Consider the following 24,830-nt stretch of genomic DNA (forward strand, 5'->3'; position numbering starts at 1 on the left):
TTACCGCAGGCCACTTTCGTGGTGTGTGCCGTGGCGACGTCGTTTACTTTAGCCCACTGGTGGCCGGAGACGAAATCCGGTTTTCGGGGCGTCGGCGGCGGCGTGGGCCCGGTCTGACGTGGTCCAGTGCGACGAGCAGGACGGCCAGGGCGTAGCAGGCGAGGCCAAGGACGGTGGCGTTGCCCAGGACCACGACGAAGCCGTGCTGGGACACGTCGAGGAAGGGGTACGGGTAGCGGGCCGGCGTGCTCGGCGGCAGGAGTACGCCCCGGGTCAGGGTGAAGGCCAGGTATGCGACGGGGAGGACCAGGAACGCGGCCGCGCTGTGGAGTCGCAGCGGCCCCGGACGGGTCAGCAGGAGCCAGTCCAGCGCGACCGCGACGGGGATCGCCGAGTGCAGGAGCTGGTTCGTGAGCGCGTGCCAGCCGGTGAGCGTCTCGATGTCACCCGTCATGGAGAAGGTGCTCGGGTTGTCGGCCAGGAGCAGGTGGTAGACCAGGGCCGTGCCCACCGCGTACAGCAGCGTGCAGGCGGTGACGGCCGGCGGCAGCGGGCGGCGCGCGCTCCAGGCCCGCCAGGCCGAGAAGGTGAACACCACGGCCACCAGGATGCTGCTCTGGATCGTGAAGTAGCTCAGGACGCGTGACGGGCTGCCCAGAACCAGGTCGAGCGCCACGCCCGCGGCTGCCGCGAGCGCGACGAGGAGGCGGTAGACGGCGACCAGGGGGCGACGGACGCGTGGGACCACCGCGTCCGCCGGCACGACGGAGACTGTGGCAGCGGCGGCGCTGGCCGCGATGCCGGGAATCCGGGGTATGTCCGGGATATCCGCAGGTATGGGGGCGGTCATGCCTTCACGCTAAGCGGATCGGACAAAAGCGGCGAGATGGATTGAACCGGTCGGGGGTGTCGGGGTCTCGGGGTCCCGCCGACGTGAGGGTCTCGCGCTCCGCCCTGCCCGAGCCGGTCGTGTCTCGGACCGAGGCGCGCCCACCCCCTTTCCCGCGTCCGAGCCCAGCCCGCCCCCCGCCCGGCCCCAGCCTTTCTCCGGCCCAACCCCTGCCCCGGACTCGGCCCCGCCGCTCCGCCCGCCTGATCCGCCCCGCCACCTCTCGGCTAGACGGGTTCCCGTCCCGTGAGCGTGAGCAGCGTCGCCTCCGGCGGGCACGCGAAGCGCACCGGTGTGTAGCGGCTCGTTCCGCAGCCCGCCGAGACGTGCATGAACGCCGTCCGCCCGGACTCCGCCTCCGTGTACGTCGACAGGCCCTTGACCCGGTCGGTGTCCAGGTCGCAGTTGGTGACGAGGGCGCCGTAGAAGGGGATGCAGACCTGGCCGCCGTGGGTGTGGCCGGCCAGGACGAGCGGGTAGCCGTCCGCGGTGAAGGCGTCGAGCGCGCGCAGGTACGGGGCGTGCACGATGCCCATCGAGAAGTCGGCCGAGTCGGACGGGCCGCCGGCCACGCGCGCGTACCGGTCACGCTTGACGTGCGGGTCGTCGAGCCCGGTCAGCTCGATCTCGAAGCCGTCGATCTTCAACGAACCCCGCACGTTCGTCAGGTTCAGCCAGCCCGCCGCGTCGAACCCGTCGCGCAGCGACTCCCACGGGTTGTGGACCACGTCGACGGCGGGCGCGTTGCCGTTCAGGCCGTGCCGGCCCTGCGCCTTCTCGTGCAGGTAGCGGAAGGGGTTGCGCAGGGTGGGCCCGAAGTAGTCGTTCGAGCCGAAGACGTACGCCCCGGGGAACTCCATCAGGGGGCCGAGGGCGTCCATGACCTCCGGTACGCCCTCCGGGTCGGAGAGGTTGTCCCCGGTGTTGATGACGAAGTCGGGGCGCAGCCCGGCCAGCGAGCGCAGCCAGCGCTGCTTCTTGCGCTGACCGCTGACCATGTGGATGTCGGAGACCTGGAGCACGCGCAGTGGCCGCATCCCGGGCGGCAGCACCGGGACGGTCACTCGTCGGAGACGGAAGGAGCGGGCTTCGAACCCCGCCGAATAGAGCAGACCGGCGGCACCAGCCGCCGCGATTCCCAGAGGTACTCCGTATCGCGCACGCATACGTCCATCGTGTCAGACCGCGGACACCCCGAACCCCACCGGAGCCGCGCGCCCGAAATCCATGGGCGGCCGTCGTGCCACACCTGCGACAATCACCCCATGACCACGCTCAAGTCGAAGCTGCAGGCTGACCTCAACGCCGCGATCAAGGGGCGCGACGAGCTCCGCTCCTCGACGCTCCGGCTGACCCTCGCCGCGATCCAGAAGGAGGAGGTCGCGGGCAAGGAGAAGCGCGAGCTCTCCGACGACGAGGTGCAGAAGGTGATCGCCAAGGAGGCCAAGAAGCGCCGCGAGGCGGCCGACGCGTTCGCGCAGGGCGGCCGTGCCGAGTCGGCCGAGCGCGAGAAGGCGGAGGGCGAGATCCTCGCCGACTACCTGCCGAAGCAGCTCTCCGACGACGAGCTCCGGCAGATCGTCGCGCAGGCGGTCGAGGAGGCGAGAGCGGCCGGCGCGGAGGGCCCCCGGGCCATGGGTCAGGTCATGAAGATCGTGAACCCGAAGGTGGCCGGGCAGGCCGAGGGCGGCCGTGTCGCCTCGGTCGTCAAGCAGTTGCTCGCGGGCTGAGCGGCGAGCGCTGAGCGCTGAGCGCCGAGCACCGCGAGCAGCACCCGCAGCCCCCGCTCCGGTCCCCGAAGAGGTAGCGGTAGAAGTAAAAGCAGAAGTAGCCGTCGTACGCCGATGGGGCGCCCTTCAGACGAAGGGCGCCCCATCGGCGTACGTGCGGAGGAGGCCTGCCGGACTCGGTCTGCCGGGGTCGGCCTGGCGTTCCGGTCTACGGGAAGTTGCCGCCGTTGCCGTTTCCGCCGCCGTTGTTCCCGTCGTTCCCGCCGATCGTCCACTCGTCCGGGATCGAGAAGGACGGCGTCGGGATCTCGGGCTGGCCGTTCCCGCCGTTGTTGCCGTTGCCTCCGTTGTTCCCGCCGCGGTTGTCCCCGTTGTTGCCGTCGTCGTTGTCGTCCTCGTCACCGCCGCCGTCACCCTTGCCGGTGTCGGGCCTGGGGATGTGGACGAGGTTGAACGGGGGCGCGGGCTTGCCTTCCAGCGCGCCGCTCATCATGTCGCGCCAGATCGGTCCGGGGACCTTGCCGCCGAAGACCTTGTCGTGCGGGACACCGCCGATGGTGATGTTGACCATCCGCCGCTTGTGGGCCGGGTCGCCGACCCAGACCGCGCCCGCCATGTTCGGCGTGTAGCCGACGAACCAGGCCGCGTAACGCTCGTCCGTCGTACCGGTCTTGCCCGCGCTCGCCCGGCTGCCGAGGCCCGCCTCCGTACCCGTACCGTCCTCGACGACACCCTTGAGCAGGGTGTTGATCGTGTCGGCGGTCGTCTCGGACATGGCGCGCTTGCAGCTCGTCTTCGGCACGGACAGCGACTTCTTCTGGCCGCCGACGGTCTGGCTGATCGACTCGATGGCGACCGGCGAGCAGTACGTGCCCCGCGTGGCGAAGGTCGCGTAGGCGTTGGCCATCGTCAGCGGGGACATCTCCTGCGTGCCCAGGGCGATGGACGGGGCCTGGTTCATCTTCCTGCCGTCGGCGCGCTCGACGCCCATCTTGCCCGCCATCTCGGTCACGGGGCAGATGCCGATGTCGCTGATCAGCTGGATGTAGTAGGTGTTGACCGACTTCGCGGTCGCGTCCCGCATGTCGTACGGGCCGACCTCGCTCTCGTTCTCGTTGGCGACCGGGACACCCTTCTCGTTCCAGCTGGCGCCGTTGCACGCCGAGACCGGGCTCGGGTAGTCCATCTCGTACGGCGACGAGTACACCTGCGTCGCGGGCTTGCCGCCCTCCAGGGCGGCGGCGGCCACGATCGGCTTGAACGTCGAACCGGGCTGGTAGCCCGCGCCGCCGCCCATGCTGCCGTCGACCGACAGGTTGAGCTGCGTCTCGTTCTTGCCGAAGCCGTACGGGCGCGACTGGCCCATCGCGAGGATCTTGCCGGTGCCGGGCTCGACGATGGTCGCGGCGGTCGCCACGGCGTCGCTCTTGTAGACGTGGTCCTTGACCGACTGCTGCACCGACTTCTGCGACTGCGGGTCGAGCGTCGTGCGGATCGTGAGACCGCCCTGGTTCCAGACCTTGGCCCGGGCCTTCTGGGTCTTGCCGAAGACCGGGTCGTTCAGGAAGACCTCGCGGACGTAGTCGCAGAAGAAGCCGGCGCCCTTGACCGCCGTGATGCAGCCGTTCTTCGGCTTGCTGACCTTCAGGCCGAGCGGCTCCTTCTTGGCCTTGTCGGCCTCCGCCTGCGAGATGTCGTGCACGTCGGCCATGCGCTGCAGCACGATGCTGCGCCGCTTCTTGGCCTCGGCCTCGTCGTTGACCGGGTCGTACCGGCTCGGTGACTGGACGATGCCGGCGAGGAGCGCGGCCTGCCCCAGCTCGAGGTCCTTGGCGGACTTGGAGAAGTAGCGCTGGGCCGCGGCCTCGACGCCGTAGGCCTGCTGGCCGAAGAACGTGATGTTCAGGTAGTTCTCGAGGATCTTCTTCTTGCCGAGCTCCTCCTCGACCTGGATCGCGAACTTCAGCTCGCGGACCTTACGGCCGAGGGTCTGCTGGGTGGCCTGGGCGACCTTCGTCGCGTCGTTGCCCGCCTCCTCCACGAAGACGTTCTTCACGTACTGCTGCGTGAGCGTCGAGGCGCCCTCCGAGACGCCGCCGCTCTGCGCGTTCTTGTTGAGGGCCCGCAGGACGCCCTTGAGGTCGACCGCGCCGTGTTCGTAGAACCGCGCGTCCTCGATCGCGACGATCGCCTTCTGCATGTACGGCGAGATGTCCTTGAGGTCGACCACCGTGCGGTCACGTGAGTAGACCGTGGCGATCTGGCCGCCCTGGTTGTCCAGGATCGTGGTGCGCTGGCTCAGTGGCGGCCGCTTCAGGTTGGCGGGGATCTCGTCGAACCCCTCGACCGAACCCTTGGCCGCGAGACCGAGCGCGCCGAACGCCGGAACGGCGATTCCGGCCATGACGGCACCCGCGAGCACGCTGACACCGAGGAACTTGGCGGCCTGCTGCGTAGGGGACAGACCACCACCCGAGCGCTTCTTTGGCATGAGGGCAGCCTACGTTCTCATTCGCCGGACACGCGTATAGGCCTTGGCCTAAGCTGCTCTCAACTGTCACAGCAGTAGGGCTGCGTATCAATACGTCCGGCGACCCCGAATCGTTCCGGTCGGCACTCAGCTTTTTCGTTGAGGACGTGCCCGAATCCGCCTCATGTGTCAGCTGTCGTCCGTTGTGACGCAAGTCAACTGTCCCGGTTTGCCGGGAAGGTCACGCATGTCGTCGGGTCACTCCGTTGGGTGATCTGTCGCGTACCCATAGTCCATTCGGGCCATTCAAGATTGGGCCCGAAGGGGCTGGTTGACTGTGCCCGCCTTCCGTAACGTCCTCAACTGGCGGCGGTGAATATGCCGCTGCCGCCGTGGGGGAGCCTCGATTCGGGAGAGGACGGCGCCGGTATGGGCTGGGTAACCGACTGGAGTGCGCAGGCGGCCTGCCGCACTACCGATCCGGATGAACTGTTCGTTCAAGGAGCAGCGCAGAACCGGGCCAAGGCGGTGTGCACCGGCTGCCCGGTGCGCACGGAGTGCCTGGCCGACGCGCTGGACAACCGCGTCGAGTTCGGAGTGTGGGGAGGAATGACGGAGCGGGAGCGCCGCGCACTGCTGCGCAGGCGACCGACCGTCACCTCTTGGCGCAGGCTGCTTGAAACAGCGCGTATCGAATACGAGCGAGGTGCGGGAATCCTGCCCCTCGACGAGGAAGAGGTGTACGAGCACTACGCGGCGGTCGGCTGACCGGACCGCCGCGCGCACCGGGCCCACAGCGGGTCCGTACGCGCCAGGGGTGCGAGTGGCGTCCTCGGCACTACGCGGGACGTCCACGCGACCCTCGTACGGCGACGTACGTCACCGACGTACGCGCCAGGGGCCTTCGGTGGCCCCCCGAGAGGCTCAGGAAGCTCCGGCCGGCGAGGTACCGGCCGCGAGCCGGTCCCCGATGTCCCGCAGCCCAGCGAGGTCGTGCACGTCGCCGGGCAGCGCGGCCACCTCGGCCACCGCCACCTCCGGGTGGAGTGCGGCGAAGCGGTCACGCGTGCGCTGCTCGCGGGAGAGCAGCTGCATGCGCTCGGCGTGCAGCCTCAGCAGACCTGCTGTGAGTTGTTCGACGGTGCGGTCCTCCGGTCCTGCTCCGTCGGCGGTGTTCCGGTCCGCGGCGGGGGAGCCTGCGTCGGATTCGGGAGCCTCGGGATCAGTGGTCCGGGTAGCGGATGCTTCTGAACTGCCGTACGTGTCGGGAGAGTTACGAAGTCCAGCTTTCCCGTCCACCTGATCCACAATGCGGGCCTCGTCAAGATTTTCCGCGGCGGCGAGCGCCCGCTCGGCGGACAGCCGGGTGGCGCCGCTGCCGTGCACCCGGTTCAGCACGAGACCGGCGAGCGGCATGTCCTCGGCGGCCAGCCGCTCCACGAAGTACGCCGCCTCGCGCAGCGCGTCCCGCTCCGGGGCCGCGACGACGAGAAAGGCGGTACCGGGCGCCTGGAGCAGCTTGTACGTGGCGTCCGCGCGGGTGCGGAAGCCGCCGAAGGTGGTGTCCATGGCGGCCACGAACGTCTGGACGTCCTTGAGGAGCTGGCCGCCCAGCAGCTTGCCGAGGGTGCCGGTCATCATCGACATCCCGACGTTCAGGAACTTCATCCCCGCGCGGCCGCCCAGCTTCGCCGGTGCCGTCAGCAGCCGGATCAGCTTGCCGTCGAGGAACGAACCGAGCCTCTTCGGCGCGTCCAGGAAGTCGAGCGCCGACCGCGAGGGCGGGGTGTCGACGATGATGAGGTCCCACTCCTCGCGGGCCCGCAGCTGCCCCAGCTTCTCCATCGCCATGTACTCCTGCGTGCCCGCGAAGCCGGCCGAGAGCGACTGGTAGAAGGGGTTGGCCAGGATCGTGGCCGCCCGCTCGCGGTCCGCGTGCGCCTCGACGATCTCGTCGAAGGTGCGCTTCATGTCGAGCATCATCGCGTGCAGTTCGCCGCTCGCGGAGTCGTCGATGCCCTTCACCCGGCGCGGGGTGTTGTCGAGCGCGTCGATGCCCATCGACTGGGCGAGCCTGCGCGCCGGGTCGATGGTGAGGACGACCACCTTGCGGCCGCGTTCGGCGGCCCGCAGCCCGAGAGCCGCCGCGGTGGTGGTCTTGCCGACGCCGCCCGAACCGCAGCAGACCACGATGCGCGTCCCGGGATCGTCGATCAACGGGTCGACGCCCAGGACGGCGGCGGAGTCGATGGCGTGGGCCGGATCGGACACGTCGGCCGGGTCGGACGGATGTGCCGGATCGTTTGCGCGGGCCGGGTCCTGACTCATGAGATCCCTTGCTGACGCAGTTCCTTGGCGAGTTGGTACAGGCCCGCGAGGTCCATTCCCTCGGCGAGCAGCGGGAGTTCGTGCAGCGGCAGGCCGAGGTCCTGGAGCACGGCCCGCTGGTCGCGCTCCAGCGCGTACCGCTCGGCGTACTCCCGCGCCTGGTCCAGCAGCGGGTCCACCAGCCGCTCGGCGACCCCGCCGCGGCGCGCGCCGCCGAGTCCGGCGGCCGACAGCGACTTGGCGATGGCCGTACGGGGCGCCTCGCGCGTGAGGTCCAGGTCGGCCTCGTCGAGGATCGCGGGCCGCACCATGTTCACGATGACCCGCCCCACCGGGAGCCGCGCGGCACGCAGTTCGGCGATGCCGTCGGCGGTCTCCTGGACGGGCATCTCCTCCAGGAGCGTCACCAGGTGCACAGCGGTCTCGGGCGACTTGAGCACGCGCATGACGGCCTGCGCCTGATTGTGTATCGGGCCGATCCTGGCGAGCCCGGCCACCTCGTCGTTCACGTTCAGGAAGCGGGTGATCCGTCCGGTCGGCGGGGCGTCCATCACGACGTAGTCGTACGCGAACCGCCCGCGCTTGTCCTTGCGGCGTACGGCCTCACAGGCCTTGCCCGTGAGGAGCACGTCCCTGAGACCGGGCGCGATGGTGGTCGCGAAGTCGATGGCCCCCAGCTTCTTCAGGGCACGTCCGGCGCCGCCGAGTTTGTAGAACATCTGGAGGTAGTCCAGAAGGGCCAGTTCGGGGTCGATGGCGAGCGCGTACACCTCCCCGCCACCGGGAGCGACCGCGATCTTCCGCTCCTCGTAGGGCAGCGCCTGCGTCTCGAAGAGCTGCGCGATGCCCTGTCTGCCCTCGACCTCGACCAGAAGGGCGCGCTTGCCCTCGGTCGCGAGGGCGAGCGCGAGTGCTGCGGCGACCGTGGTCTTTCCGGTACCGCCCTTGCCGCTGACGACCTGAAGCCTGCTCACGTCTTCGAGCCTAATTCCTCACTGAGTGCCGCGGTGGCCGTGGGTGGGGTCACGGAGGCCTTCGAGCCACGAAACCCGACGGCCCCGCCTCGCATACGGGTGCCCAGCAAGCGCCCCTCCCAGTCATCGGCCGCTGCGCCGGACAGCGGGCCGCGCGGACGCCCCGCGGGCTCCGCCGCCGTCCGGGAGCGGCCACGGACGCACGGGGACCCCGTGCGCGGGCTGAGCGGAGGCCGTGGCGCGCCAGCGGATACAGTCGCCCTCATGACCAAGTGGGAATACTCGACTGTGCCGCTGCTCGTCCATGCCACGAAGCAGATCCTCGACACCTGGGGCGAGGACGGCTGGGAACTCGTCCAGGTCGTGCCCGGGCCGAACCCCGAGCAGCTCGTCGCCTACCTGAAGCGGGAGAGGGCGGCGTGAGCGCTGTCGAGGCGAAACTGGCCGAACTCGGACTGACCCTGCCGGGCGTCGTCCCGCCGCTGGCCGCGTACCAGCCCGCGGTGCAGTCGGGCGTGTACGTCTACACGGCCGGCCAGCTCCCGATGGTGGACGGCAAGCTTCCCGTCACCGGCAAGGTGGGCGCGGAGGTCACGCCGGAGGAGGCCAGGGAACTGGCCCGCATCTGCGCGCTGAACGCCCTCGCGGCGGTCAAGTCGGTCGCGGGCGACCTCGACCGCATCGCCCGCGTGGTGAAGGTCGTCGGCTTCGTCGCCTCGGCCTCCGACTTCACCGGCCAGCCCGCCGTCCTGAACGGCGCGAGCGAACTGCTGGGCGAGGTCCTCGGCGACAAGGGCGTGCACGCGCGCAGCGCGGTCGGCGTGGCGGTGCTGCCGCTCGACGCGCCCGTGGAGGTCGAGATCCAGGTGGAGCTCACGCAGGCGTAGGCACGCTTCCGCCTGCCGGTACGGGGAGCCGCCGCGCTGGTGCGGCTCTCCGGGGGGACCGGTTGTTGCCCCTCGAACATCAGCTCACTCCGGGATAGCCTCCGCCCATGGCGAACGGTCAGTGGTACCCCCCGGAGTGGCCCGAGAGGATCCGCGCACTCGCGGAGGGCACGCTCACACCGGTCACTCCCCGGCGGGCGGCCACCGTCATGCTCCTCAAGGACACCGATACCGCCCCCGTCGTGCACATGCTGCGCAGACGCGCCTCCATGGCCTTCGCCGGGGGCGCGTACGCGTATCCCGGCGGCGGCGTCGACCCCAGGGACGACGACCTCCACGTCCGCTGGGCGGGCCCCACGCGCGCGTGGTGGGCGTCCCGGCTGGGCGTCGACGAGACCTCCGCCCAGGCGATCGTCTGCGCGGCGGTCCGTGAGACGTACGAGGAGGCGGGCGTCCTGCTCGCCGGCCCGGCGCCCGACACGGTGGTCGGCGACACCACAGGGGACGACTGGGAGGCCGACCGTGCGGCCCTGGTCGCCCGTGACCTCTCCTTCGCGGAGTTCCTCGACCGACGGGGCCTCGTCCTGCGCTCCGACCTCCTCGGTGCCTGGACGCGCTGGATCACCCCGGAGTTCGAACCCCGCCGCTACGACACCTGGTTCTTCGTGGCCGCCCTCCCGCAGGGCCAGCGCACCCGCAACGCCTCCACGGAGGCCGACCGCACGGTCTGGATCCGCCCGGCGGACGCGATGGACGGCTACGACAAGGGCGACCTCCTGATGATGCCGCCCACCGTTGCGACCCTGCGCCAGCTCGGCGCGTACGCGAGCGCCGCCGAGGCTCTCGCGGCGGCACCCGGGCGGGACATGACACCCGTCCTGGCCCAGGCCCGGCTGGAGGACGGCGAGCTGGTCCTCAGCTGGCCGGGCCACGACGAGTTCACCAAGCACATCCCGACCGGTGGAGCCCCCGCATGACCGACGCCGCAGCACTCCCCGGCCAGCCACGCGGCGGGGTGCTCTCCGGCCCCGCCACCCCGCGTGCCGTCAACGTCCTCGCCCCGAACGCGTCGGCGATGACCCTGGACGGCACGAACACCTGGATCGTGGCCGAGCCCGACTCCGAACTCGCGGTGGTGATCGACCCGGGGCCCCTGGACGACGTGCACCTGCGCAACGTCGTCGACACCGCCGCGAAGGCGGGCAGGCGGGTGGCCCTGACCCTGCTGACGCACGGGCATCCGGACCACGCCGAGGGCGCCGCCCGGTTCGCGGAACTGACGGGCACGAAGGTGCGGGCCCTCGACCCGGCGCTGCGGCTCGGTGACGAGGGCCTGGCCGCCGGGAACGTGATCACCACGGGCGGCCTCGAACTGCGTGTCGTACCGACGCCGGGCCACACCGCCGACTCGCTCTGCTTCCATCTCCCCGCCGACCGGGCCGTCCTGACCGGCGACACGATCCTGGGCCGGGGCACCACCGTCGTCGCCCACCCCGACGGACGGCTGGGCGACTACCTGGACTCGCTGCGGCGGCTCAGGTCCCTCGCGGTCGACGACGGCGTGCACACGGTCCTGCCGGGCCACGGGCCCGTCCTGGAGGACGCCCAGGGAGTCGTCGAGTTCTACCTCGCCCACCGTGCCCACCGCCTCGCCCAGGTCGAGACGGCCGTCGAGGACGGCTACACGGATCCGTCCCAGGTCGTCGCGCACGTCTACGCGGACGTCGACCGCTCGTTGTGGCCGGCGGCGGAACTGTCCGTACGGGCGCAGCTGGACTACCTCCGGGAACACGGGCTCATCGGCGAGGTGTGAGAAGCCGGAGGACGCCTCTTGCGGGAACTCGCAGGAGACCTCTACGAGAACTGGTGGGGAACGCCCTCCCTAGGGGCGCGGTTTCTTGACGCCGTGCACGCGCGCGTACTCCTCGGCCAGCCACGGCCCCAGATCGTCGACGTACGACCGCAGGACGGCGGGGTCGCCTTTCGGCTCGTACCCGAGGACGGCCGCCGCCCGCAGGTGCGCGGCCCGCTCCGGGTAGTACGTGCCGAACGCCTCGGCCATCTCCGTCAGATCGCTCGTCCAGCCGTTCCAGCGGGGCATGACGAGGGTGAAGCCCGTCCGGACGAGACGGCGCGACATGAAGCGCACCAGGGGCCTCAGATCCGCCTCCGAGCCGCCCGCCCCGGCGATCCGCTCGCGCCAGCGCGGCAGGAGCAGCGCAAGGTCGCCGTTCGTCTCGCGGGCGAGGAGGGCATCGGGCCGGTAGCGCGGCAGTTCCTCGGCGAGGTCCTCGCCCAGCAGCGGCGTACAGAGGCAGGCGACGAACCAGCCGAGGTCGTGCCTCTCCAGGTCGCTCAGCACCTGCGACCGGCTGACCAGCAGCGTCCCCGCCCCGTCGATCTGCGCGAACTCCTTGTCGAGCGCCTCGTCGACCGAGCGGGCCTCCGAGCGGTCCGCGTCCGTGGGCTCCTCCCGCAGGGCGAGCAGCAGATCGAGGTCGGAGCGGCCCACGCGCGCGGTGCCGCGCGGAATCGACCCGTACAGGTACGCGCTGTGCAGCCGCGCCCCGAAGACGTCCAGCACGCGGTCGCGGGCCGCGGCCACGACGGGCCGGAACGCCGGCGGGATCCGCGCCGAGGACCCCTCGCGTTCGATGTACCCCAGGGTGTCGAGCCCTCTGTTCGGCATGGGACCACTGTGCCCGGGCGGGGCCGCGGGGTCATGTCATTTCCGGCGGTACGGGACGACGACGAAGGGCCCCACCGTGCGGCAGGGCCCTTCAGTAAGAAGTCGTGAGGTACGGCTAGCGCGAGCGCTTCGCGAGGCGCTCCACGTCCAGCAGGATCACCGCGCGGGCCTCCAGGCGGAGCCAGCCGCGGCCCGCGAAGTCGGCGAGCGCCTTGTTGACCGTCTCCCGGGAGGCGCCGACCAGCTGGGCCAGCTCTTCCTGGGTCAGGTCGTGCACGACGTGGATGCCCTCCTCGGACTGCACGCCGAAGCGGCGCGAGAGGTCCAGGAGCGCGCGGGCCACCCGGCCCGGCACATCGGAGAAGACCAGGTCGGACATCTGGTCGTTGGTCTTGCGCAGTCGCCGGGCGACGGCACGCAGCAGGGCGGCGGCCACCTCGGGCCGCACGTTCAGCCAGGGCTGGAGGTCGCCGTGGCCGAGGCCGAGCAGCTTCACCTCGGTCAGTGCGCTGGCGGTCGCCGTGCGCGGGCCCGGGTCGAACAGCGACAGCTCGCCGATGAGCTCGCCGGGGCCGAGGACCGCCAGCATGTTCTCGCGGCCGTCGGGGGATGTGCGGTGGAGCTTCACCTTGCCCTCGGTGACCACATACAGCCGGTCACCCGGGTCACCCTCATGGAAGAGGGCGTCACCACGTGCGAGGGTCACCTCACTCATGGAGGCGCGGAGCTCCGCGGCCTGCTCGTCATCGAGCGCCGCGAAGAGCGGGGCGCGCCGCAGAACGTCGTCCACGAGTTCTCTCCTTGTCGACCTGCTCAGGGGATCTTGCTCCCCGGTGTACCAGGGGACCGTGTTCCCCATCTTGCCGGACGGTCCAAACAGTGTGATCAGTCACAAGTCTGCCGCACGGGCGTGTCCGGCAGTGCGGCAGGGGGCCAATTGGGGGCCGATCTTCTGGGGCCGGGGCCAATGTCGGCGGTGGGCTTTAGGCTGGCCGGGTGTCCAAATCGCCGGTGAGAGCACAGGCCAAGGGGGCTGGACGGGTGGTTGTACGTCGCAATTCCGCTGTGGGCGAACAGGGCTCCGACGGAACGAAGAAAACGACAAAAGCGGCAGCGGCGAAGCCGGCGAGGAGCGCGGCGGGGGCCGCGGGGAAGGCGGTCGGGGCCGCGGCCTCGGAGATGGCCGCGGCCGCGAGGAAGGCTGCCGTCGCCAAGAAGGCCGCCGCCGCGAAGAGGACCGCCAAGGGCAGCGCCGGGAGCGGCACCGGGACGAGCGCACCGTCCAAGGCGGCCGCCAAGAAGACTGCGGCATCCGGGACGGCCGCGAGGAAGGCTGCGGCGTCGAAGGCCGCCGCCAAGAAGGTCCCGGCGTCCAGGACGCCCGCCAAGAAGGCCGTGCCGGCCGAGGGGCTCACGCCCGCCGAGAAGGTCGCGGTGCCCCAGGCGGCCGTGACGAGGAGCGCGGCTGCGAAGGCGCCCGCCGCGAAGGCCACATCCGCCAAGAAGGCCGTGCCCGCCAAGAAGCTCACGCCGGCCAAGAAGTCGGCGCCCGCCGAGAAGTCCGCCTCCGTGAAGAAAGCCGTGCCTGCCGAAGTGAGCCCCGCCCGAGTCGCCCCCGCCAAGCCTCCCCGCGGTGAGTCGCACACGGCTCTCGTCCGGCGGGCCCGGCGTATCGACCGTGAACTCGCCGAGGTGTACCCGTACGCCCACCCGGAGCTGGACTTCGAGAACCCGTTCCAGTTGGTGATCGCCACCGTCCTGTCGGCGCAGACGACCGACCTGAGGGTGAACCAGACGACGCCGGCGCTCTTCGCGAAGTACCCCACGCCCGAGGACCTGGCGGCGGCCGACCCGGAGGAGGTCGAGGAGATCCTCCGGCCGACCGGGTTCTTCCGGGCCAAGACCAAGTCGGTGATAGGCCTCTCCAGAGCCCTGCGGGACGACTTCGGGGGCGAGGTCCCGGGCCGGCTCGAAGACCTGGTCAAGCTGCCCGGTGTCGGCCGCAAGACCGCCTTCGTGGTCCTCGGGAACGCCTTCGGCCGCCCCGGCATCACCGTGGACACCCACTTCCAGCGGCTCGTACGGCGCTGGCAGTGGACCGACGCGAAGGAGCCGGACAAGATCGAGGCGGCCGTCGGCGAGCTCTTCCCGAAGACCGGGTGGACGATGCTGTCGCACCACGTGATCTTCCACGGCCGCCGTATCTGCCACGCCCGCAAACCCGCCTGCGGCGCCTGCCCGATCGCTCCGCTCTGCCCGGCGTACGGGGAGGGCGAGACGGACCCGGACAAGGCGAAGAAGCTCCTGAAGTACGAGAAGGGCGGCTTCCCGGGCCAGCGCCTCAACCCTCCGCAGGCGTACCTGGACGCGGGCGGCATCCCCGCACCGCCGCTCGGTGCGCCCGGGGCCGGTTCACCCGTGTCGGGTTCACCCGCGCGGGGCACCGGATGACGGAACGATCTGCGGACCCGCGGGCGTTGAGATCAGCAGAACGGGGGTGGCGATGACGCGCGCGAGCCACACGCACGACATGCAGGACGGCGATCTGGCCCTGACCAAGGCCGGGCTGCCCGGGTGGCTGGACCCGGTGGTGCGCGCCGTCGAGACGGTCCAGCCGCGCCAGCTGAGCCGCTTCCTGCCCCCGGAGGACGGGGCGGGACGCCAGTCGGCCGTACTGATCCTGTTCGGCGAGGGCGACCGCGGCCCCGAGCTGCTGCTCATGGAGCGCGCCAGCTCCCTCAGGTCGCACGCCGGGCAGCCGTCCTTCCCGGGCGGCGCCCTCGACCCCGAGGACGGCGACCCGAAGACCGACGGGCCGCTGCGGGCCGCTCTCCGCGAGGCCGAGGAGGAGACCGGGCTCGACCCCCGGGGCGTCCAGCTCTTCGGCGTGCTCCCGACGCTCTACATCCCGGTGAGCGGCTTCGTGGTCGCCCCGGTCCTCGGCTGGTGGCGCGAGCCGACACCGGTCGGCGTGGTCGATCCGAACGAGACCGCGAGGGTCTTCACCGTGCCCGTGGCGGATCTCACGGACCCGGCCAACCGCGCGACGGCGGTCCACCCCAGCGGCCACCGAGGTCCGGCATTCCTGGTCGAATCAGCCCTGGTCTGGGGCTTCACGGCCGGAATCATCGACCGCCTGCTGCACTACGCGAACTGGGAGCGACCGTGGGACCGCGACAAGCAGGTCCCGCTCGACTGGCGCGCATGACAGGGTGGCACCTGTGCTGTGTCCTCCCGGGAGGCTCTTCGCCCCCCTGCGGCCGGCCCTCCGGCCAGGACGCGGCAACCGCAAAGTGATGAGGCGAGGCTCGAAGCAGTGAACGTGCTGGACATCCTGTTGCTGGTCGCCGCCGTGTGGTTCGCGATCGTGGGCTATCGCCAGGGTTTCGTCGTCGGCATCCTGTCGGTGATCGGTTTCCTGGGTGGTGGCCTCGTCGCCGTCTACCTCCTGCCCGTCGTCTGGGGAGCGGTGACGGACGACGCGCAGGTGGGCACGACCGCCGCCGTCGTCGCCGTGGTCGTGGTGATCGTCTGTGCCTCGATCGGCCAGGCCCTCACCACCCACCTCGGCAACAAACTGCGGCGGTACATCACCTGGTCCCCGGCCCGCGCCCTGGACGCCACGGGCGGCGCCCTCGTCAACGTCGTGGCGATGCTCCTCGTCGCCTGGCTGATCTGCTCGGCCCTGGCCGGCACGACGCTGCCGACCCTCGGCAAGGAGGTCCGCGGCTCCAAGGTGATGCTCAGCGTGGACAGGGCCCTGCCCGCCCAGGCCGACACCTGGTTCGCGGACTTCTCCTCGGTCCTCGCCCAGAACGGCTTCCCGCAGGTCTTCAGCCCCTTCTCGGACGAGCAGATCGACCCGGTGGACCCGCCCGACCCGGCCCTCGCGACGAGTCCGGTGGCCGCCCGCGCCCAGCGCTCCATCGTCAAGGTCACCGGCACCGCCCAGAGTTGCGGCAAGGTGCTCGAAGGCACCGGTTTCGTCTTCGACAAGCGCCGCGTGATGACCAACGCCCATGTGGTGGGCGGCGTGGACGAGCCGTACGTCCAGATAGGCGGAGAGGGCAAGCGGTACGCGTCCAAGGTCGTGCTCTACGACTGGGAGCGCGACATCGCCGTGCTGGACGTGCCCGATCTGGACGCGCCCGTCCTGCAGTTCGCCACCCGGGAGGCGTCGAGGGGGGACGGCGCGATCGTCGCGGGCTTCCCGGAGAACGGCTCGTACACGATCAACGCGGCGCGGGTCCGCGGCCCCATCACCGCGAACGGCCCGGACATCTACCACCGGGGCACCGTGGAGCGGAAGGTGTACTCGCTGTTCGCGACCGTGCGCCAGGGCAACTCGGGCGGCCCGCTGCTCACGCCGGACGGCAAGGTGTACGGCGTGGTGTTCGCGAAGTCCCTCGACGACGACGACACGGGGTACGCGCTCACCGTGGACGAGGTCCGGGAGGACATCGCCAAGGGCCGCACCGCCAACCAGCAGGTGGACAGCGACAGTTGCGCGCTCTAGCCGTCCGCCGGGCACCGGCGGACGGGACCGGCCCGGCGCCGGTCACGAGGCGAACGCGGGTGAGGTCCTGAGCGGCTCAGTCGCGGGGATGGCGCAGGCGGGCCGAGACCCAGCGGGCCCGGCGCCTCAGAATGCGCGGGATTCCCAGCCGGGGATCCGTGCCCTGCAACTGCGGGGCGCCCCTCCGGTGGGAGCTCAGCCCGCCGGCCGAGCGGCGGTTGCGTGCTGCGTCACTGTAGTCGTGCGTCCAGCCCATACCCCGACCTCTGCCCCAGCCCCAAGGTCCATAACCGCCCCCACGCCCCCCAATTGGCCTATGCGCGAGGCAAGTGGCGTTCGTAGGACAGGCGTTCCTGAGGCCCGTGGGACGCACGGTACGAAGGGCGGCCGCGGGTGCCCCCGGACCTGCGGTGCAGCGGCACCGGGCCCGCGGTGCGGCGGCTTCAGCGGTCCGGCTCGGGGTCCTTCAGCCAGTTCACCAGTTCGGTGGAGAAAGCCACCGGGTCCTCCTCGTGCGGAAAGTGCCCGAGCCCGTCGAACAGCCGCCAGCGGTACGGCGCTTCGACGTACTCCCCGGACCCGGCCGCGCTCCGCGTGCGCATGACCGGGTCGAGCGATCCGTGCAGATGCAGCGTCGGCACCCGCACCGGCCGCTTCATGCGCCGGTTGAACTGGATGCCGTCGGGGCGGGCCATCGAGCGGACCATCCACCGGTACGGCTCGACCGAGCAGTGCGCGGTCGAGGGGATGAGCATGGCCCGCCGGTACGTCTCCACGGCGTCGTCCTCCGGCAGCCGCGGCCCCGACCAGTCCCGGACGAGCCGGCCGACCAGGGCGCCCTCGTCGGCGACGAGTTGACGCTCCGGGACCCAGGGCCGCTGGAAGCCCCAGACGTACGAACCCGCCGCGGTCTGCTTCATGTCCGAGAGCATCGCCGAGCGCCAGCGCCGGGGATGCGGCATCGAGGAGACCACGAGCCGGCGCACCAGCTTGGGGCGCATCACGGCCGCCGTCCACGCCAGGTAGCCGCCGAGGTCGTGGCCGACGAGCGCCGCGTCGGGCTCGCCGAGGGACCGTACGACCCCGGTGACGTCCAGCGCGAGGTTCGCGGGGTCGTAGCCGCGTGGTGTGCGGTCGCTGCCGCCGACGCCCCGCAGGTCCATCGCGACCGCGCGGAAGCCCGCGTCGGCGAGCGCCACCATCTGATGCCGCCAGGCCCACCAGAACTGCGGGAAGCCGTGCAGCAGCAGGACCAGGGGCCCGTCGCCCATCTCGGCGATGTGGAAGCGCGCGCCGTTCGCGGCGACGTCCCGGTGGGTCACCTGCCCGCCGGGGACGTCCAGCCGTACGACCGAGGTGGGTTGCGCCGAGGGTGATTGCCCCGCAGGGAGGGAGGAGCCCGTCATGAGGACGAGCGTGCCACAGCCTCGACTCCGTCACCGACCCGGTCCGCCGCGGTCACCTGACGGGGGTGCGGCTTGACGTTCTGCAGTACGGCTGCCGATTCCTTGACCGAGGCCGCGGTCTTCTGCGGGCCCTTCCCCTTCTTGGCCTTCTTCGCGAAGACCACGCCGATCAGCACGAGCACCCCGGCGACCAGGACGTTCGCCGCGAACGACAGCAGGAAGCAGACGGCCAGGTTCCAGTCGCTCCAGGTGCGGATGGCGTACGCCAGGGCGAAGCTCAGCATCGGCAGGGAGAAGATCAGTACCGCGCCGGCCGCCGAGAAGGCGCCACCGCCGACCGCCCCGCGCTTGACGTCCCGCTTGAGCTGCGCTTTCGCCAGCGCGATCTCGTCGTGCACCAGTGCGGACATCTCGGTTGTCGCCGAGGCGACCAGCTGGCCGATGCTGCGTTCGGCGCCGACCGGGCTGCCGTCGGGTGCGCTCATCGCGTTCTCCCTGTTGTCTTGTCGCCGTTGTCTTGTCGTCGTCGCTTCGGCGCCGTGGGCGTCATGCGTACGTGTCGGACCGTACGTGCCGGGCCGGGTCTTGCGCCCGTACGTATCGGACCGTGCGTGTCAGATCATGCCGGACCGTCGTGCTCCCCGCCTGCCCCGCCCGTCACTTCGGCAAGCCTTCGGTGCTCGGCGGCTTTTCGTTCGTAGATCTCGGCCATGCGCAGGTGGTAGGCCGGGTCGTCCTGTTCGTAGATGTCGGGGACGCCGGAGAGGTCCTCGTCGCGCTCCTCGTCCTCCCACAGCCTGCGGTACTTGGCGTTGCGCATCTTCAGCAGGACCCCCGACAGAACGGCCGCGATCAGGGAGCCCGTCAGGACGGCGGCCTTGACCTCGTCGGTGAGCGCGGCGTCGTCCGCGAAGGCGAGTTCGCCGATGAGCAGCGACACCGTGAAGCCGATGCCCGCGAGTGAGGCCACCGCGAAGACGTCCGGCCAGGCGAGGTCGTCGGAGAGCGACGCCCTGGTGAAGCGGGCCGTCAGCCACGTACCGCCGAAGATCCCTACCGTCTTGCCGACGACGAGACCGAGGACGACGCCGAGGGTCTCCGGATGGGTGAACACGTCGCCGAGCGCGCCGCCCGACACCGCGACCCCGGCGCTGAACAGCGCGAACAGGGGTACGGCGAGGCCGGCCGACAGGGGACGTACGAGGTGTTCGATGTGCTCGCCGGGCGAGTGCTCCTCGCCCTCGTCCTTGCGGGTGGTGCAGCGCAGCATCAGGCCCATCGCGACGCCGGCGACGGTGGCGTGGACGCCGCTGTTGTACATCAGACCCCAGATGACCAGGGCGAGCGGCACGTACACGTACCAGCCGCGTACCTCCTTGCGCAGCAGCAGCCAGAAGACGGCGAGGCCGACGGCGGCGCCGCCCAGCGCCGGGAAGTTCAGGTCGTCGGTGAAGAAGACGGCGATGATCAGGATCGCGAAGAGGTCGTCGACGACGGCGAGCGTGAGCAGGAAGGCGCGCAGGGCGCTCGGCAGCGACGTGCCGAGGACGGCGAGGACGGCCAGCGCGAAGGCGATGTCGGTCGCGGTGGGTACGGCCCAGCCGGCGAGCGAGCCGCCGCCGGTGACGTTGACCAGGGTGTAGACGAGCGCCGGCACGGCCATCCCGCAGAGGGCGGCGACGACCGGGAGCGCGGCGGCCCGCGGGTCCTTGAGGTCACCGGCGACCAGTTCGCGCTTGAGCTCGACGCCGGCGACGAAGAAGAAGACCGCGAGGAGCCCGTCGGCCGCCCAGTGCTCGACGGAGAGGTTCAGGCCGAGTGCGGCAGGACCGACATGGAGGTCGCGGACGGACTCGTAACTCTCCCGGACGGGGGAGTTCGCCCAGATCAGTGCGGCGACGGCGGCGATGAGCAGGAGGACGCCGCCGACCGTCTCGGTGCGCAGCGCGTCGGCGACGAAGGTCCGCTCGGGCAGTGAGAGCCGGCCGAGGGCCTTGTGGTTCCTGGTGGAACGGCCGTCTTCGCCGGGAGTGGGGGAGGGGGCGGGCGCGGGCACGGGGTCGACCTCCGGTCGGTGGGCAGGGCTGAGCACATGCCGACCAGACTTCCCGGCGCACCTATGAAGCTCTGGAGAACTCCGGGACCCCGGAGGTTCTCCTGTCGCGTTGTTGACGTTCCTGAGCCTACCCAAGGTACGGCCGGGTCGATCCGGTGATCTTCACGGTAGACGTGGAAGGGGCACCCGGCGCGTCCTGCGCCGGGTGCCCCGCAGTGCTGTGGGTCAGTCCTCGCTGGGCGCTGCCGGGAGCTTCGTCTGGATGAGGTCCATCACCGTCGAGTCCGTGAGCGTGGTGACGTCACCGAGCTGGCGGTTCTCGGCGACGTCGCGCAGCAGCCGGCGCATGATCTTGCCGGAACGGGTCTTGGGCAGCTCCGCCACCGGAAGGATCCGCTTCGGCTTGGCGATGGGGCCGAGGACCGTCCCGACGTGGCTCCGCAGCTCACCCACGAGGGTCTCGGTCTCCGTCGCCGTGCCGCGCAGGATCACGAAGGCCACGATCGCCTGGCCGGTCGTCTCGTCGGCCGCGCCCACGACCGCCGCCTCGGCGACCGAGGGGTGGGAGACGAGCGCGGACTCGACCTCGGTGGTCGAGATGTTGTGCCCGGACACGAGCATCACGTCGTCCACCCGGCCGAGCAGCCAGATGTCGCCGTCCTCGTCCTTCTTGGCGCCGTCACCCGCGAAGTACTTGCCCTCGAAGCGCGACCAGTAGGTGTCGATGAACCGCTGGTCGTCACCCCAGATGGTGCGCAGCATCGACGGCCACGGCTCGGTCAGGACGAGGTAGCCGCCGCCTCCGTCGGGCACTTCCCGCGCCTCGTCGTCGACGACGGTCGCCGAGATGCCCGGCAGTGCCCGCTGGGCGGACCCCGGCTTGGTCTCGGTCACACCCGGCAGCGGCGAGATCATCATCGAGCCGGTCTCGGTCTGCCACCAGGTGTCCACGATCGGGGTGCGGTCGCCGCCGATGTGCTTGCGGTACCAGATCCATGCCTCGGGGTTGATCGGCTCACCCACGGAGCCGAGGACCCTGAGCGAGGACAGGTCGAACTTCGCGGGGATGTCGTCGCCCCACTTCATGAACGTACGAATGGCCGTCGGAGCCGTGTAGAGGATCGTCACGCCGTACTTCTGGATGATCTCCCAGAAGCGCCCCTGGTGCGGGGTGTCGGGCGTGCCCTCGTACATCACCTGGGTCGCGCCGTTCGCCAGCGGCCCGTACGTGATGTAGGAGTGCCCGGTGACCCAGCCGATGTCGGCCGTGCACCAGTAGACGTCGGTCTCCGGCTTGAGGTCGAAGACCGAGTGGTGCGTGTACGCGGTCTGCGTGAGGTATCCGCCGGAGGTGTGCAGGATGCCCTTCGGCTTACCTGTCGTCCCCGAGGTGTAGAGGATGAACAGCGGGTGCTCGGCGTCGAACGCCTCGGGCGTGTGCTCGGCGGGCTGCTTCTGCGTGATCTCGTGCCACCAGACGTCACGCCCCTCGGTCCAGGCGACCTCCTGGCCCGTACGGCGCACGACGAGCACCTTGTCCACGCCGTCGACCCGGGAGACCGCCTCGTCAACGGCCGGCTTGAGGGCGGCCGGCTTGCCGCGCCGGTAGCCGCCGTCCGAGGTGATGACCAGTTTGGCGTCGGCGTCCTGGATGCGGGTGGCGATGGCGTCGGCGGAGAAGCCGCCGAAGACCACGGAGTGCGCGGCGCCGATCCGGGCGCAGGCCAGCATCGAGATGACGGCCTCGGGAATCATCGGCAGGTAGACGGCGACCCGGTCGCCCTTCCCGACTCCCAGTTCCGTCAGGGCGTTGGCGGCCCTGGAGACCTCTTCCTTGAGCTCGGCGTAGGTGATGGTGCGGCTGTCACCCGGCTCGCCCTCGAAGTGGATGGCGACGCGGTCGCCGTGCCCGGCCTCGACGTGCCGGTCCACGCAGTTGTACGCGACGTTGAGCTTGCCGTCCTTGAACCACTTCGCGAACGGCGGGTTCGACCAGTCCAGGGTCTCGGTCGGTTCGGTGGCCCAGGTCAGCCGGCGTGCCTGCTCGGCCCAGAAGCCGAGCCTGTCAGCCTTGGCCTGCTCGTACGCCTCCGCCGTGACGTTGGCGTTCGCGGCCAGGTCGGCGGGCGGCGCGAACCTGCGTTCTTCCTTGAGCAGGTTGGCCAGGCTTTCGTTGCTCACGACATCTCCCTTACGGTGCTGGGCCGGTGGGCGACCGTTGTGTCCCAGGCCACAGCTCATCAGACGCGGGCCCCTGGTGACAAGGGCCGTCCGAGAATTGGTTTAGACCTGTTCCCGGGGTCGTGTGTGCGTGTGGCCCGCCCGCGGACACGGGGGGCCACTCGTTTCCACGGACGCGGGACGGGAGCGGTTCAGGCCGGGGTGTCGTGCAGGGCCGTCGCCGCGACCCGGTCGAAGACCTCACCCTCGTGAGGCGTGGCCTCCGTGAGCAGGTACGCCTGGGCCTCACCCACGTGGAAGTACATCCCGTGCAGTTCGAGCGCGCCCTCCTCCAGGGCCCGCGCCACGGCCTCGTGCGCCCGCAGATGCTCCAGCTGCTGCACCACGTTGGTGAGGCAGAGCTGCTCGACGGCGTCGGCGGGCGCCCGTCCCGCGATGCGTGTCCAGGGCCGGTTCTTCGCCGACATCCGCTCCACGCTCGGCAGTCCGTGCCGCAGCCACCGCTTCAACGGCGTCCGGGCGCCTCCCGGCTCGGTGTTCATCAGTGCCTGCATCGCCCCGCATCCGGAGTGCCCGCACACGGTGATGGACCGCACCTGCAGCACCTCCACCGCGTATTCGATCGCGGCCGCCACGGAGTCGTCGCCGCTCTCCTCGCCGGGCGGCGGCACGAGATTGCCGACATTGCGTACGACGAAGAGGTCGCCGGGCCCGCTGGAGGTGATCATCGATGTCACCAGCCGGGAGTCGGCGCAGGTCAGGAAGAGCTGTGAGGGCCGCTGCCCCTCCCGGGCGAGCCGGGCCAGCTCGTCGCGCACCAGGGGCGCGGTGTTGCGCTGGAACGTGCTGATCCCGCTGGCCAGCTGATGCCCGCTGGGGCGCCTGCCGGGCGGCGGTGTCTCGGGGTTCTCACAGTGATGGTTGCGCCAGGGGGTCCAGGGCCGGCAGTGGCAGTGCGACGTCGGCCCGTGGCCGTCCTTGAGGTGCGGTTCCGTGAGCCGTGCTCCGGTGCGCCCGGTCAGCTCGACGGTGCCGCCCCGCGTGGTGTGCGCGCTCTGCCAGTCGTGCAGCGACTCGTACGCCGCGTGGTCCATGAAGGACCCGTCCAGCTCGACGACGGCCTCGGCCCCCGGTGGCACCAGGTGCAGCGCCCGGCTGAGGCGGGGTACGGCGAGGAACGTCAACTGCCCGCGCACCCGCACATGGTGGACGCCGTCGGGGCCCACATCGTGCGTGATGCGGGTACGCGTGAGGCGGTGCAGGGCGACGCCGACGGCCATGGCGACCCCGAGCGTGACGCCTTCCAGTACTCCGAAAACGACGACGCCGAGCGTGGTGACGGCGTACACCAGCACCTCACGGTGGCGGGTGACCGTGCGGATGTGGTGCAGGGACACCATCTGGATGCCGACGGCCATCACCAGGGCGGCGAGTGCGGCGAGGGGGATCAGCTCCAGGAGCGGGACCATCAGCAGCGCGGCCACCACCACCCAGACGCCGTGCAGCATCGTGGAGTTCCGGCTGAGGGCGCCGGCCTGTACGTTCGCCGAGCTTCGTACGGCCACGCCCGCGACGGGGAGCCCGCCGAGCGACCCCGAGACGATGTTGGCGGCGCCCTGTCCGAGCAGCTCGCGGTCGAGGTCCGAGCGCCCCTGCTGGGCGGGCAGCCTGGCCGTGAGCTTGTCCACGGCGACGGCGCCGAGGAGCGACTGGACGCTGCACACCAGCGTGGTGGTGAGCACGGCGGCGACGAGCCCGAGCGCCGGGCCCTCGGGCAGTCCGGCCAGGGCGTGGCTCCGCCAGGACGGCAGGTCCACCTTGGGCAGGGTGAGCCCGGCGAGGACGGCCGTCCCGGTGGCCGCCGTGACGGCGACGAGCGCGGCCGGCACGGTGCGCAGGACCCGTCCCGCGCGTCCGGGGATCCGGGGCCACACCAGCAGGACGGCGAGTGTCAGGGCGCTCATCGAAAGTGCCGCCACCTGCGGGTGGGCCAGCTGGGCGGGCAGCTCCCGCACGTTGTCGACGACCGAGCTGCTCGGTGATCCGCCCAGCACGATGTGCAGCTGGGCGACGGCGATGGTGATGCCGATGCCGGCCAGCATGCCGTGCACGATCGCGGGGCTGACGGCCAGGGCGGTACGGGCCACCCGCAGGAGGCCGAGGCCGAGTTGGGCCAGTCCGGCGAGGACGGTGATGGCACAGGTCGTGCGCCATCCGTACTTCTGGATGAGGTCGGCGGTGACCACGGTGAGCCCCGCGGCGGGTCCGCTCACCTGGAGCGGGGCGCCGCCGAGCCGGCCGACCACGAGCCCGCCCGCGGCGGCGGCGACGAGCCCCGCCTGCAGTGGTGCTCCGGTGGCGAGGGCGATGCCCAGGGACAGGGGCAGGGCGATCAGGAAGACGGCGATCGAGGCGGACAGGTCGGCGGCCGCGATCCGGGGGATCCGGGGAACGCGCGGGCCGCGGCGGCCGGGCCCGGGCGGGCTGTGCGGCCGCCCCTCGTCCGGTGTGTGCGAAGAGTCGTCGGTGCGGGTGGGGACGCAGGCAGGCATGGTTCCCGTCTCCTCCGGGGCTACGCGGTCGCTTGGGGCGCGGCCGTGGGTCACGGCGTACAGCGGCGGGATTTATCAACGCTCAGTAAATGAATCGTAATGGAGAGTAAAGGACGTCTCAGAAAAAGTAGCGCAAATGGGTCAACAGTTCA

The 24,830-nt window shown here is 70.9% G+C and carries 22 protein-coding genes; 9 read left to right on the forward strand and 13 right to left on the reverse strand.

Going from position 1 to position 24,830, the window contains the following annotated elements:
* Positions 1 to 43: 43 nt before the first annotated feature.
* A complete protein-coding gene (locus O1Q96_RS03350) occupies positions 44 to 850 on the reverse strand; it encodes a Pr6Pr family membrane protein (RefSeq protein WP_331276023.1) in 807 nt (268 codons plus the stop codon).
* A gap of 266 nt (positions 851 to 1,116) precedes the next feature.
* The gene (locus O1Q96_RS03355; protein ID WP_269246781.1) at positions 1,117 to 2,055 is read right to left on the reverse strand and encodes a metallophosphoesterase; all 939 of its coding nucleotides are present in this window, start codon (positions 2,053 to 2,055) and stop codon (positions 1,117 to 1,119) included.
* A gap of 99 nt (positions 2,056 to 2,154) precedes the next feature.
* On the opposite strand from O1Q96_RS03355, the gene O1Q96_RS03360 reads away from it, so the two are divergent.
* A complete protein-coding gene (locus O1Q96_RS03360) occupies positions 2,155 to 2,619 on the forward strand; it encodes a GatB/YqeY domain-containing protein (protein ID WP_269246782.1) in 465 nt (154 codons plus the stop codon).
* A gap of 208 nt (positions 2,620 to 2,827) precedes the next feature.
* On the opposite strand, the gene O1Q96_RS03365 is transcribed toward O1Q96_RS03360, so the two are convergent.
* Positions 2,828 to 5,110 carry a transglycosylase domain-containing protein gene (locus tag O1Q96_RS03365; RefSeq protein WP_269246783.1) on the reverse strand — a complete coding sequence of 761 codons (2,283 nt, stop codon included), beginning with the start codon at positions 5,108 to 5,110 and terminating at the stop codon, positions 2,828 to 2,830.
* 408 nt (positions 5,111 to 5,518) lie between these two features.
* Here O1Q96_RS03365 and wblA point away from each other — a divergent pair, with 408 nt between their 5' ends.
* The gene (gene wblA, locus O1Q96_RS03370) at positions 5,519 to 5,857 is read left to right on the forward strand and encodes a transcriptional regulator WblA (protein WP_217459014.1); all 339 of its coding nucleotides are present in this window, start codon (positions 5,519 to 5,521) and stop codon (positions 5,855 to 5,857) included.
* A gap of 156 nt (positions 5,858 to 6,013) precedes the next feature.
* On the opposite strand, the gene bagB is transcribed toward wblA, so the two are convergent.
* Positions 6,014 to 7,417 (reverse strand): ATPase BagB, encoded by a 1,404-nt coding sequence (gene bagB / locus O1Q96_RS03375; protein ID WP_269246784.1) that lies wholly within the window; start codon positions 7,415 to 7,417, stop codon positions 6,014 to 6,016.
* The gene (gene bagA, locus O1Q96_RS03380; protein WP_269246785.1) at positions 7,414 to 8,391 is read right to left on the reverse strand and encodes an ATPase BagA; all 978 of its coding nucleotides are present in this window, start codon (positions 8,389 to 8,391) and stop codon (positions 7,414 to 7,416) included. The genes bagB and bagA overlap by 4 nt, the downstream gene beginning before the upstream one ends.
* 264 nt (positions 8,392 to 8,655) lie before the next feature.
* On the opposite strand from bagA, the gene sp36 reads away from it, so the two are divergent.
* The 4 genes from sp36 (at position 8,656) to O1Q96_RS03400 (ending at position 11,091) form a co-directional block, all read left to right on the forward strand.
* The gene (gene sp36 / locus O1Q96_RS03385) at positions 8,656 to 8,814 is read left to right on the forward strand and encodes a Sp36 family protein (protein WP_217458971.1); all 159 of its coding nucleotides are present in this window, start codon (positions 8,656 to 8,658) and stop codon (positions 8,812 to 8,814) included.
* Positions 8,811 to 9,278 carry a RidA family protein gene (locus O1Q96_RS03390; protein WP_269246786.1) on the forward strand — a complete coding sequence of 156 codons (468 nt, stop codon included), beginning with the start codon at positions 8,811 to 8,813 and terminating at the stop codon, positions 9,276 to 9,278. The genes sp36 and O1Q96_RS03390 overlap by 4 nt, the downstream gene beginning before the upstream one ends.
* Before the next feature lie 107 nt (positions 9,279 to 9,385).
* Positions 9,386 to 10,255 (forward strand): NUDIX hydrolase, encoded by an 870-nt coding sequence (locus O1Q96_RS03395; protein WP_269246787.1) that lies wholly within the window; start codon positions 9,386 to 9,388, stop codon positions 10,253 to 10,255.
* Complete coding sequence (locus tag O1Q96_RS03400; RefSeq protein WP_269246788.1) at positions 10,252 to 11,091, forward strand: MBL fold metallo-hydrolase; 840 nt, start codon at positions 10,252 to 10,254, stop codon at positions 11,089 to 11,091. The genes O1Q96_RS03395 and O1Q96_RS03400 overlap by 4 nt, the downstream gene beginning before the upstream one ends.
* Positions 11,092 to 11,160: 69 nt before the next feature.
* Here O1Q96_RS03400 and O1Q96_RS03405 read toward each other — a convergent pair whose 3' ends face one another.
* Both O1Q96_RS03405 and O1Q96_RS03410 read right to left on the reverse strand, forming a co-directional pair.
* Complete coding sequence (locus O1Q96_RS03405; RefSeq protein ID WP_269246789.1) at positions 11,161 to 11,967, reverse strand: nucleotidyltransferase domain-containing protein; 807 nt, start codon at positions 11,965 to 11,967, stop codon at positions 11,161 to 11,163.
* 115 nt (positions 11,968 to 12,082) lie between these two features.
* Positions 12,083 to 12,757: a Crp/Fnr family transcriptional regulator gene (locus O1Q96_RS03410; RefSeq protein ID WP_055515728.1), complete on the reverse strand. Its 675-nt coding sequence runs from the start codon at positions 12,755 to 12,757 to the stop codon at positions 12,083 to 12,085.
* Between the two features lie 644 nt (positions 12,758 to 13,401).
* On the opposite strand from O1Q96_RS03410, the gene nth reads away from it, so the two are divergent.
* The 3 genes from nth (at position 13,402) to O1Q96_RS03425 (ending at position 16,483) form a co-directional block, all read left to right on the forward strand.
* Positions 13,402 to 14,418, forward strand: a complete 1,017-nt coding sequence (gene nth / locus O1Q96_RS03415) for an endonuclease III (protein WP_269253454.1) — start codon at positions 13,402 to 13,404, stop codon at positions 14,416 to 14,418.
* A gap of 52 nt (positions 14,419 to 14,470) precedes the next feature.
* Positions 14,471 to 15,175 carry an NUDIX hydrolase gene (locus O1Q96_RS03420; RefSeq protein WP_269246790.1) on the forward strand — a complete coding sequence of 235 codons (705 nt, stop codon included), beginning with the start codon at positions 14,471 to 14,473 and terminating at the stop codon, positions 15,173 to 15,175.
* A 108-nt stretch (positions 15,176 to 15,283) separates the two neighbouring features.
* Positions 15,284 to 16,483 (forward strand): MarP family serine protease, encoded by a 1,200-nt coding sequence (locus tag O1Q96_RS03425; protein ID WP_269246791.1) that lies wholly within the window; start codon positions 15,284 to 15,286, stop codon positions 16,481 to 16,483.
* Positions 16,484 to 16,559: 76 nt separating this feature from the next.
* Here O1Q96_RS03425 and O1Q96_RS03430 read toward each other — a convergent pair whose 3' ends face one another.
* From O1Q96_RS03430 to O1Q96_RS03455, 6 genes are all read right to left on the reverse strand, one after another.
* Positions 16,560 to 16,739: a hypothetical protein gene (locus O1Q96_RS03430; RefSeq protein ID WP_269246792.1), complete on the reverse strand. Its 180-nt coding sequence runs from the start codon at positions 16,737 to 16,739 to the stop codon at positions 16,560 to 16,562.
* A gap of 187 nt (positions 16,740 to 16,926) precedes the next feature.
* Entirely contained in the window at positions 16,927 to 17,889 is a 963-nt protein-coding gene (locus tag O1Q96_RS03435) for an alpha/beta fold hydrolase (protein WP_269246793.1), read from the reverse strand.
* A complete protein-coding gene (locus tag O1Q96_RS03440) occupies positions 17,886 to 18,374 on the reverse strand; it encodes a phage holin family protein (protein ID WP_269246794.1) in 489 nt (162 codons plus the stop codon). Before O1Q96_RS03440 ends, O1Q96_RS03435 begins: the two co-directional genes overlap by 4 nt.
* 134 nt (positions 18,375 to 18,508) lie before the next feature.
* Positions 18,509 to 19,945, reverse strand: a complete 1,437-nt coding sequence (gene nhaA, locus O1Q96_RS03445) for a Na+/H+ antiporter NhaA (protein ID WP_419586417.1) — start codon at positions 19,943 to 19,945, stop codon at positions 18,509 to 18,511.
* A gap of 225 nt (positions 19,946 to 20,170) precedes the next feature.
* Positions 20,171 to 22,186: an acetate--CoA ligase gene (gene acs, locus O1Q96_RS03450; protein ID WP_269246795.1), complete on the reverse strand. Its 2,016-nt coding sequence runs from the start codon at positions 22,184 to 22,186 to the stop codon at positions 20,171 to 20,173.
* 131 nt (positions 22,187 to 22,317) lie between these two features.
* Positions 22,318 to 24,678: a bifunctional SulP family inorganic anion transporter/carbonic anhydrase gene (locus O1Q96_RS03455; RefSeq protein WP_269246796.1), complete on the reverse strand. Its 2,361-nt coding sequence runs from the start codon at positions 24,676 to 24,678 to the stop codon at positions 22,318 to 22,320.
* Between the last annotated feature and the right edge of the window lie 152 nt (positions 24,679 to 24,830).

It is taken from the genome of Streptomyces aurantiacus (assembly GCF_027107535.1).
Lineage (GTDB): Bacteria > Actinomycetota > Actinomycetes > Streptomycetales > Streptomycetaceae > Streptomyces.

Excerpts from the sequence above, each read along its gene's own strand:
- O1Q96_RS03350 (WP_331276023.1), bottom strand. The coding sequence starts at position 850 with ATGACCGCCCCCATACCTGCGGATATCCCGGACATACCCCGGATTCCC.
- O1Q96_RS03355 (WP_269246781.1), bottom strand. The coding sequence starts at position 2,055 with ATGCGTGCGCGATACGGAGTACCTCTGGGAATCGCGGCGGCTGGTGCC.
- O1Q96_RS03360 (WP_269246782.1), top strand. The coding sequence starts at position 2,155 with ATGACCACGCTCAAGTCGAAGCTGCAGGCTGACCTCAACGCCGCGATC.
- O1Q96_RS03365 (WP_269246783.1), bottom strand. The coding sequence starts at position 5,110 with ATGCCAAAGAAGCGCTCGGGTGGTGGTCTGTCCCCTACGCAGCAGGCC.
- wblA (WP_217459014.1), top strand. The coding sequence starts at position 5,519 with ATGGGCTGGGTAACCGACTGGAGTGCGCAGGCGGCCTGCCGCACTACC.
- bagB (WP_269246784.1), bottom strand. The coding sequence starts at position 7,417 with ATGAGTCAGGACCCGGCCCGCGCAAACGATCCGGCACATCCGTCCGAC.
- sp36 (WP_217458971.1), top strand. The coding sequence starts at position 8,656 with ATGACCAAGTGGGAATACTCGACTGTGCCGCTGCTCGTCCATGCCACG.
- O1Q96_RS03395 (WP_269246787.1), top strand. The coding sequence starts at position 9,386 with ATGGCGAACGGTCAGTGGTACCCCCCGGAGTGGCCCGAGAGGATCCGC.
- O1Q96_RS03400 (WP_269246788.1), top strand. The coding sequence starts at position 10,252 with ATGACCGACGCCGCAGCACTCCCCGGCCAGCCACGCGGCGGGGTGCTC.
- O1Q96_RS03405 (WP_269246789.1), bottom strand. The coding sequence starts at position 11,967 with ATGCCGAACAGAGGGCTCGACACCCTGGGGTACATCGAACGCGAGGGG.
- O1Q96_RS03420 (WP_269246790.1), top strand. The coding sequence starts at position 14,471 with ATGACGCGCGCGAGCCACACGCACGACATGCAGGACGGCGATCTGGCC.
- O1Q96_RS03430 (WP_269246792.1), bottom strand. The coding sequence starts at position 16,739 with ATGGGCTGGACGCACGACTACAGTGACGCAGCACGCAACCGCCGCTCG.
- O1Q96_RS03435 (WP_269246793.1), bottom strand. The coding sequence starts at position 17,889 with ATGACGGGCTCCTCCCTCCCTGCGGGGCAATCACCCTCGGCGCAACCC.
- O1Q96_RS03440 (WP_269246794.1), bottom strand. The coding sequence starts at position 18,374 with ATGAGCGCACCCGACGGCAGCCCGGTCGGCGCCGAACGCAGCATCGGC.
- acs (WP_269246795.1), bottom strand. The coding sequence starts at position 22,186 with ATGAGCTGTGGCCTGGGACACAACGGTCGCCCACCGGCCCAGCACCGT.
- O1Q96_RS03455 (WP_269246796.1), bottom strand. The coding sequence starts at position 24,678 with ATGCCTGCCTGCGTCCCCACCCGCACCGACGACTCTTCGCACACACCG.